The sequence below is a fragment of the Streptomyces sp. MnatMP-M17 genome (assembly GCF_900091995.1).
Lineage (GTDB): Bacteria > Actinomycetota > Actinomycetes > Streptomycetales > Streptomycetaceae > Streptomyces.
In genome coordinates this window covers 1-3671 of record NZ_FMDK01001126.1, presented here as the reverse complement: position 1 = coordinate 3671, position 3671 = coordinate 1, and the positions used below count along the sequence as shown (strand labels likewise).

2 protein-coding genes are annotated in these 3671 nt (G+C 70.0%); one reads left to right on the top strand and one right to left on the bottom strand.

The window, feature by feature from the left end; all coding sequences use genetic code 11:
• Positions 1 to 2709: aminopeptidase N (gene pepN / locus GA0115259_RS36835; RefSeq protein WP_093604861.1), on the bottom strand; the 2709-nt coding region annotated here is incomplete at its 3' end.
• Positions 2710 to 2886: 177 nt separating this feature from the next.
• Here pepN and GA0115259_RS36830 point away from each other — a divergent pair.
• The gene (locus GA0115259_RS36830) at positions 2887 to 3510 is read left to right on the top strand and encodes a mycothiol-dependent nitroreductase Rv2466c family protein (RefSeq protein WP_093604859.1); all 624 of its coding nucleotides are present in this window, start codon (positions 2887 to 2889) and stop codon (positions 3508 to 3510) included.
• The last annotated feature ends 161 nt before the right edge of the window (positions 3511 to 3671 follow it).

Sequence of the window (3671 nt, the reverse complement as noted above, 5' to 3'; positions counted from 1 at the left end):
CGCCCACCCGCCGCGTCCCGCCGCCTCGTCGCACGCCTGTCCGCGCAGCGCCCGCGCCAGATCGTCCCCCGCCTCCAGCACCAGCCTGCGCAGCGCCGGCGCCGCGTCGCGGTGCGCGTCGAGCCAGGCGTTCGTGGCGTCCAGAGTCGTACGGTCGCCCTGGAGCCCCGGGTACAGCCCGCGCACCACATGCATGGCGATCTGGATGGACCGCTCCGCCCACACGCGCTCGATGACCTCGAAGTACTTCGCCGCGTACGGAGCGATCAGCGCCCGCTGCCCCGGCTGCGCGAAACCGCCGATCACCGCCTCCACCAGCGCGTTCGACAGCGCGTCCGACTCCACGACCTGCGCCCAGGCCTGCGCCTTGACCGCCGCCGAGGGCCGCGCCGCCAGACACCGCACCTGGTGGCGCTTGCCCGACGCCGTGTCGTCCAGGGCCAGTTCCGCGTCGATGACCGGCTCGTCCGCCGCTCCGTGCGCGGCCAGCGGCTCCAGGAACGCCCAGCGCAGCTCCTGGTCGACCTGGAGGCCGTCGATCTTCGCCGTACCGTCCAGCAGTCCGCGCAGCAGCTGGAGATCCTCGTCCGTCGCCGCGACCGAGGCGAAGAACCGCGCCCAGGTGAGCTGGTGCTCACTGCCCGGCTCGGCCGCGCGCAGCTCCCGCAGCGCGTTCCCGGCCAGCAGCCACCGGCCCTGCTCGCGCCACTCCGGCGCCGCGTAGTGGTGCAGCGCGGACCGGGCCCAGGCGTGCACCATTTGGAGCACGCCGATGTCCGTCTCACGGCCCGCGTGGGTGAGCACCAGTACGACGAAGTCCCGCGCCGGCATCAGCGCGTCGCGGGTGAGGTTCCAGGTCGCGGACCAGCACAGGGCGCGGGCGAGCGGATCGGTGAGATCGCTCAGACGGGCCCGCAGAGTGTCCAGCGACGCCGTGTCGAAGCGGATCTTGCAGTACGTCAGATCGTCGTCATTGACGAGGATCAGATCGGGATGCTCGGCTCCGGCCAGCTCGGTGACGACCGTACGTGGCCCGGCGACATCCGTCTCGGCGCGCGCGTACCGTACGAGCTCGCCCTCCGGCGTGCGCCGGTACAGCCCGACGGCTACCCGGTGCGGACGCAGCTCCGGGTGCGACTCCGGCGCGTCCTGCACCACGGCCAGCTCCACGATCCGCCCGTCGCTGAGATAAGTGGCCTGCGGGGTCAGGGAGTTGACTCCGGCCGTCTGGAGCCAGGAGCGGGCCCAGCCCGCCATGTCGCGCCCGGACGTCTCCTCCAGCGCGGAGAGCAGATCGCCCAGCTCCGTGTTCCCGTACGCGTTCCGCTTGAAGTAGCGCCGGGCGCCCTCCAGGAACGCGTCCTGGCCGACGTACGCCACCAGCTGCTTGAGCACCGACGCGCCCTTGGCGTACGTGATGCCGTCGAAGTTCAGCTTGGCGTCCTCCAGGTCCCGGATGTCGGCCGTGACCGGATGGGTGGAGGGCAGCTGATCGGCGCGGTACGCCCATGCCTTGCGGTTGTTGGCGAAGGTGATCCAGCCGTTGGTGAAACGCGTCGCTCCGACCAGCGAGAGCGAGCCCATGAAGTCGGCGAACGACTCCTTCAGCCAGAGGTCGTCCCACCAGCGCATGGTGACCAGATCGCCGAACCACATGTGCGCCATCTCGTGCAGGATGGTCGTCGCCCTGCGCTCGTACGACGCCCGTGTCACATAGCCGCGGAAGATGTACTCCTCGCGGAAGGTCACCAGGCCCGGGTTCTCCATCGCGCCGAGGTTGTACTCGGGCACGAACGCCTGGTCGTACTTCCCGAACGGATACGGATAGTCGAAGTGGTCGTGGAAGAAGTCCAGGCCCTGCTTGGTGACCAGGAAGATGTCGTCCGCGTCGAAGTGGCGGGCGAGGCCCTTGCGGCACATCGCGCCGAGCGGGATCTCCAGCACCGTGCCGTCCTCGAACGTACGGCGGTAGGAGTCGGTCGCACAGTGGTACGGACCGGCCAGGACGGCCGTGATGTACGTCGAGATCGGCTTCGTCTCCGCGAAGTGCCACACGCCCGCCCGTCGCCCGCCACCACCCTTCTGCGGAAGCGCTTCGCGCCCTTCATCCTTCAGCGTGCCCTCGCCGTTGCTCCGGACCGTCCAGCCCTCGGGCGCGGTCACCTCGAAGCGGTACGGCGCCTTGAGATCGGGCTGCTCGAAGTTGGCGAAGACGCGGCGGGCGTCGGCCGGCTCGTACTGCGTGTAGAGATAGACCTCGCCGTCCTCCGGATCGACGAAGCGGTGCATGCCCTCGCCGGTGCGGCTGTACGCGCACTGCGCGTCCACGGTCAGTACGTTCTCGTCCCGGAGGCCGTCCAGGGCGATCCGCGAGCCGTCGAAGACGGCGGCCGGGTCGAGCTCCGTGCCGTTGAGGGTTACGGAGGTGACGCTCGGCGCGATCAGATCGGCGAAGGACGAGGCGCCGGGCTGTGAGCAGCGGAACCGGATGGTGGTGACCGAGCGGAAGGTCCGAGGCGCGGTGGGTTCGACGGGCGCGGCGGACTTGGCGGGCTCGTGCGCGGCGGGCGCGTCCGCTGCCGCGGTCGTGGCCGCGTCCGGCGTCCCGTCCACCGCCGAGCGCAGGTCGAGACGGACCTCGTACCCGTCTACGGACAGCAGGCCGGCCCGCTCACGGGCCTCGTCGCGGGACAGGTTCTCACCGGGCACGGTCACTCCTTCGTGGCTCGCCGCATGGTTTGGCGGTGCTTGGCGGTGCTTCTCTCGGATCCCGGCGATCCTCCCATGTGCGCCTGGCGGGCGGCCCGGGGAATGCTCCCGGCCGTCCGGAACGTTGCTCCCAGGAGGTGTATCCGAGGTGTGTTCACCGCCTTTACGAGGAGAGTCATGTCCGACAAGACGCCTGTCGATTTCTGGTTCGACCCGCTGTGCCCCTGGGCCTGGATGACCTCGCGCTGGGTCCTCGAAGTGCAGAAGTTCCGCGATATCGAGGTGCGCTGGCATGTGATGAGCCTGGCCGTCCTCAACGAGGACAAGGATGTGCCCGAGGAGTACCGCGAGGGCCTGGCCAAGGCCTGGGCCCCGGTCCGTGTGGTGACCGCCGCCCAGCAGAAGCACGGCGACGAGGTCGTCGGCAAGCTCTACACCGCGCTCGGCACCCGTTTCCATAACCGCGGTGAGGGCGCCACCCGCGAGGCGATCGCCGGTGCGCTGGACGAGGTCGGACTGCCCGCGGATCTGCTTGATTACGCCGATACCGACACCTATGACGCGGAGCTGCGCGCCTCCCACAAGGAGGGCATCGACAAGGTCGGCCAGGAGGTCGGCACTCCCGTCATCGCCGTCCCCGGCTCGAACGGCGAGCAGATCGCCTTCTTCGGCCCGGTCGTCACGCCGGCGCCCAAGGGCGAGGAGGCCGTGAAGCTGTGGGACGGCACGCTGATGGTGGCGTCGATCCCTGGGTTCTACGAGATCAAGCGCACGAGGACCGCAGGACCCAGCTTCGAGTAGATCCCCGCGTACGCGGGGCATCGGCCCTGCCCAACGCGGAGGGGCCCCCGCGAGTCACGTCCTCGCAGGGGCCCTTCGTCATGTCCTGCCAGTTGACGACACGCCACATCGCCTCGATGAAGTCCACCCCGCCCGCCGCAGCGCCGTGCCGCCGCGCGTCG

Excerpts from the sequence above, each read along its gene's own strand:
- GA0115259_RS36830 (WP_093604859.1), top strand. The coding sequence starts at position 2,887 with ATGTCCGACAAGACGCCTGTCGATTTCTGGTTCGACCCGCTGTGCCCC.